At 68.4% G+C, this 4,322-nt stretch carries 4 protein-coding genes; all 4 read left to right on the top strand.

The window, feature by feature from the left end:
* Positions 1–118 precede the first annotated feature (118 nt).
* Genes FNH08_RS45650 through FNH08_RS45635 form a run of 4 tightly spaced genes read left to right on the top strand, consistent with a single transcriptional unit; the run spans position 119 to position 4,282 of the window.
* Positions 119–1,489 carry an ABC transporter substrate-binding protein gene (locus FNH08_RS45650; RefSeq protein ID WP_152777514.1) on the top strand — a complete coding sequence of 457 codons (1,371 nt, stop codon included), beginning with the start codon at positions 119–121 and terminating at the stop codon, positions 1,487–1,489.
* Positions 1,486–2,424 carry a carbohydrate ABC transporter permease gene (locus FNH08_RS45645; protein ID WP_152777512.1) on the top strand — a complete coding sequence of 313 codons (939 nt, stop codon included), beginning with the start codon at positions 1,486–1,488 and terminating at the stop codon, positions 2,422–2,424. The genes FNH08_RS45650 and FNH08_RS45645 overlap by 4 nt, the downstream gene beginning before the upstream one ends.
* The gene (locus FNH08_RS45640) at positions 2,421–3,296 is read left to right on the top strand and encodes a carbohydrate ABC transporter permease (protein WP_152777510.1); all 876 of its coding nucleotides are present in this window, start codon (positions 2,421–2,423) and stop codon (positions 3,294–3,296) included. Before FNH08_RS45645 ends, FNH08_RS45640 begins: the two co-directional genes overlap by 4 nt.
* The gene (locus FNH08_RS45635; protein ID WP_152777508.1) at positions 3,293–4,282 is read left to right on the top strand and encodes a zinc-dependent alcohol dehydrogenase family protein; all 990 of its coding nucleotides are present in this window, start codon (positions 3,293–3,295) and stop codon (positions 4,280–4,282) included. Before FNH08_RS45640 ends, FNH08_RS45635 begins: the two co-directional genes overlap by 4 nt.
* The last annotated feature ends 40 nt before the right edge of the window (positions 4,283–4,322 follow it).

Raw genomic sequence — 4,322 nt, 5'->3', positions numbered from 1 at the left:
CCCCCCAAGGGCACCCCACGCCCTCCGCCGCCCCTTATATCCCTATACACCCAATCTCCATCTCCTCATACGCTCATCTCCCCATACGCCCATCTCCCCATACGCCCAGGAGCGATCCATGCGAATCCCGAGCCGACGGAGGCCGCGCACCGTACTTGTCGCGGCCGCCGCAGGGACGCTGCTCGCCCCGCTGCTCTCCGGCTGCTGGACCGGAGCCGGCGGGACGGGTTCCGGCGGCGACTCCATCAACGTGCTGATGGTCAACAACCCGCAGATGGTGGAACTGCAGAAGCTCACCCGCGCACACTTCACCAAGGAGACCGGCATCAAGGTGAACTTCACCGTCCTGCCGGAGAACGACGTCCGGGACAAGATCAGCCAGGACTTCGCCAACCAGGCGGGCCAGTACGACGTCGCCACGCTCAGCAACTACGAGATACCGATCTACGCCCGCAACGACTGGCTGCACGAGATGAACTCGTACATCGCCAAGGACGCGGCGTTCGACGAGCAGGACATCCTGGGGCCCATGCGCCAGTCCCTGACCGGCGACGACGGCAAACTCTACGGTCAGCCGTTCTACGGCGAGTCGTCCTTCCTGATGTATCGCAAGGACGTGTTCACCGAGAAGGGGCTCACCATGCCCGAGCACCCCACCTGGCAGCAGGTCGCCGACCTCGCCGCGAAGGCCGACGGGGCCGAGCCGGGCATGAAGGGCATCTGCCTGCGCGGCCTGCCCGGCTGGGGCGAGGTGATGGCCCCGCTCACCACCGTCGTCAACACCTTCGGCGGCACCTGGTTCGACAAGGACTGGAAGGCCCGCCTGAACTCCCCCGAGTTCGAGAAGGCCACCAAGTTCTACGTCGACCTCGTCCGCGAGCACGGCGAGTCCGGCGCCGCCCAGTCCGGCTTCGCCGAGTGCCTGAACAACATGACGCAGGGCAAGGTCGCCATGTGGTACGACGCCACATCCGCGGCCGGCTCCCTGGAGGCCGCCAAGTCCCCGGTCAAGGGCAAGATCGACTACGCGCCGGCGCCGGTGGAGGAGACGAAGTCCTCCGGCTGGCTCTACACCTGGGCCTGGGGCATCCAGCAGGCGTCCCGGAATCCCGACAAGGCCTGGAAGTTCGTCTCCTGGGCGTCCAGCAAGCAGTACGAGCAACTGGTCGGCGACCAGATCGGCTGGTCCAACGTGCCCGCCGGCAAACGGGCGTCCACGTACACGAACCCGGACTACGTCAAGGAGGCCGCCGCCTTCCAGGAGATGACCAAGGAGGCCATCGAGGGCGCCCGGCCCACCGACCCGGGGGTGCAACCGCGCCCCGCGCCCGGCATCCAGTTCGTCGGCATCCCCGAGTTCACCGACCTCGGCACCAAGGTCTCCCAGGAGATCAGCGCGGCCATCGCCGGACGCCAGTCCGTCGAGTCGGCCCTGAAGAAGTCGCAAGCGCTCGCCGAGCGCATCTCCGAGGAGTACGAGGGGCGATGACCGCGACCACGACAGCACCGGTAGCAGCGAAATCTGTCCGCACGCAGGGCACGTCCCCGTCCCGTCTGCGCGCCTGGGCCACCAGGGCCCCGCTCCTTCCCGCCCTGATCTTCATGGTCGTCGTGACCCAGCTGCCGTTCGTCGCGACGCTGGTGATCTCCTTCTTCGACTGGAACTCCCTCTACCCCGACGCCCGCAGCTTCACGGGCTTCGCCAACTACGAACAGGTCCTGACCGACGCCGACCTGCGCCGCTCGGTGTGGACGACGGTCGTCCTCACGGTCGCCGTGGTCCTGGCCAGCCTGGTGCTCGGCCTGGCCCTCGCCCTGCTCCTGGACCGGAAGTTCCGCGGCCGGGGCATCGTCCGCACCCTCCTGATCGCCCCCTTCCTGGTGGTCCCGGTGGCCGCGGCCCTGCTCTGGAAGCACGTGCTCTACAACCCCGAGTACGGCCTGTTCAACGGCCTGCTGCACTACGTCGGCGGCCCGCAGCCGGACTGGATCTCCGACACCCCGCTGCTCGCGGTCGAGGCCTCCCTGATCTGGCAGTGGACGCCGTTCATGATGCTGATCCTGCTGGCCGGGCTGCAGAGCCGCGACCACCAGCAGATCGAGGCGGCCCGCGTGGACGGCGCGAGCGACTGGCAGATCTTCCGCCACCTCACGCTGCCGCACCTGCGCCGCTACCTGGAGCTGGGCGCCCTGCTCGGCTCGATCTACATAGTCCAGAACTTCGACGCGGTCTTCACCATCACATCGGGCGGCCTCGGCACCGCGAACCTCCCGTACACCGTCTACCAGACCTTCTACCAGGCCCACGAGAACGGCCTCGCCTCGGCCGCGGGCGTCCTCGTCGTCATTGGTTCGATCATCATCGCGACGTTCGCGCTGCGCGTGGTCTCGTCGCTGTTCAGCGAGGAGGTGTCCCGCGCATGAGCGCCAACGCGAGTGCTGTACGCGTACGTTCCGACGGTCCCCGTCGCGCCCGTCGCGGCCGGGGAGCGGGTCTGGGTCTGGCCGCCTGGCTGATCGGCCTGCTGTTCTTCCTCCCCATCGCCTGGATGGCCCTGACGTCCTTCCACTCGGAGTCGGACGCGGCGACCAATCCGCCGTCCTGGGCGGCCTCCCTCACACTCGACGGCTACCGCGAGTTCTTCGGCGTGGGCGGCGGCGCGAGTCCGTGGCCGTCGCTCATCAACTCCACGGTGGCGTCGCTGGCGTCGACGCTGTTCGTGCTGTTGCTGGCTCTGCCGGCGGCGTACGCCCTCTCCATCCGCCCGGTGAGGAAATGGACGGACGTCCTGTTCTTTTTCTTGTCGACGAAGATGCTGCCGGTGGTGGCGGGCCTGCTCCCCATCTACCTGTTCGCCAAGAACACGCACTTCCTGGACAACATCTGGCTGCTGGTCATCCTCTACACCTCGATGAACCTGCCGATCGCCGTGTGGATGATGCAGTCGTTCCTGGCGGAGGTGCCGGTGGCGATCATCGAGGCGGCGCGGGTGGACGGGGCGCGGCTGCCGACGGTCCTGGCGCGGGTGGTGGCGCCGATCGCGTTGCCGGGCATCGCGGCGACGGCCCTGATCTGCTTCATCTTCAGCTGGAACGAACTGCTCTTCGCACGTGTACTGACGGGCGTCGTCGCCGAGACGGCCCCCGTCTTCCTGACCGGCTTCATCACCAGCCAGGGCCTGTTCCTGGCGAAGGTGTGCGCCGCGTCGCTCGTCATCTCCCTGCCGGTGCTCGCCGCGGGGTTCGCCGCCCAGGACAAGCTGGTCCAGGGCCTGTCGTTGGGAGCCGTGAAATGAAGGCCGCCGTCATCGAGTCCGTGGGCAAGGCAGTCGTCGCGGAGGTACCCGACCCGACGCCGGGCCCCCGTGAGGTCGTGGTCGAGGTGGCGGCCTGCGGCCTCTGCGGTACCGACCTGCACATCCTCCAGGGCGAGTTCGCGCCGAAGCTGCCGATCGTGCCGGGGCACGAGTTCGCGGGCGAGGTGGTCGGGGTGGGAACCCAGGTCACGGAGGTGTCGGTCGGCGACCGTGTGGCGGTCGACCCCTCCCTGTACTGCTACGAGTGCCGGTACTGCCGTACGGGCCACAACAACCTCTGCGAGCGCTGGGCCGCGATCGGGGTGACGACGGCGGGGGGCGCGGCGCAGTACGCGGTGGCGCCGGTGGCGAACTGCGTACGGCTCCCCGAGCACATCCGCACCCAGGACGCGGCGCTGGTGGAGCCGCTGTCGTGCGCGGTACGCGGCTACGACGTGCTCCAGTCCCGCCTGGGCGCCCACGTCCTGATCTACGGCTCGGGGACGATGGGGCTGATGATGCTGGAGCTCGCGAAGCGTACGGGGGCGGCGAGTGTGGACGTGGTGGACGTGAACCCGACCCGTCTGGAGACGGCGCGGCGACTGGGCGTCTCGGCGTCCGCCGCCTCGCCCGACGAGCTGGACCGGCCTCAGGGCTGGGATCTGGTGGTGGACGCGACGGGCAACGCGGCGGCAATCCAGGACGGCCTGGACCGGGTGGCCAAGGCCGGCACCTTCCTTCAGTTCGGGGTGGCGGACTACTCGACGCGGGTCACGATCGATCCGTACCGCATCTACAACCAGGAGATCACCATCACGGGCTCCATGGCGGTGCTGCACAGCTTCGAGCGCGCGGCGGAGCTGTTCGCGAGCGGGGTCCTGGATCCCGAGATCTTCATCAGCGACCGCCTGCCGCTGAGCGAGTATCCCCAGGCACTGGAACAGTTCGCGTCGGGGGTGGGGAGGAAGATCGTAGTGGTTCCGTAGACCCCAACGGGGCCGTGTCCTCGCCCCCGCCGCCCCTACC

The organism is Streptomyces spongiae (assembly GCF_009377185.1).
Lineage (GTDB): Bacteria > Actinomycetota > Actinomycetes > Streptomycetales > Streptomycetaceae > Streptomyces > Streptomyces spongiae.
The sequence above is the reverse complement of the archived record's forward strand: the minus strand, read 5'-3'. Positions and strand labels throughout refer to the sequence as shown.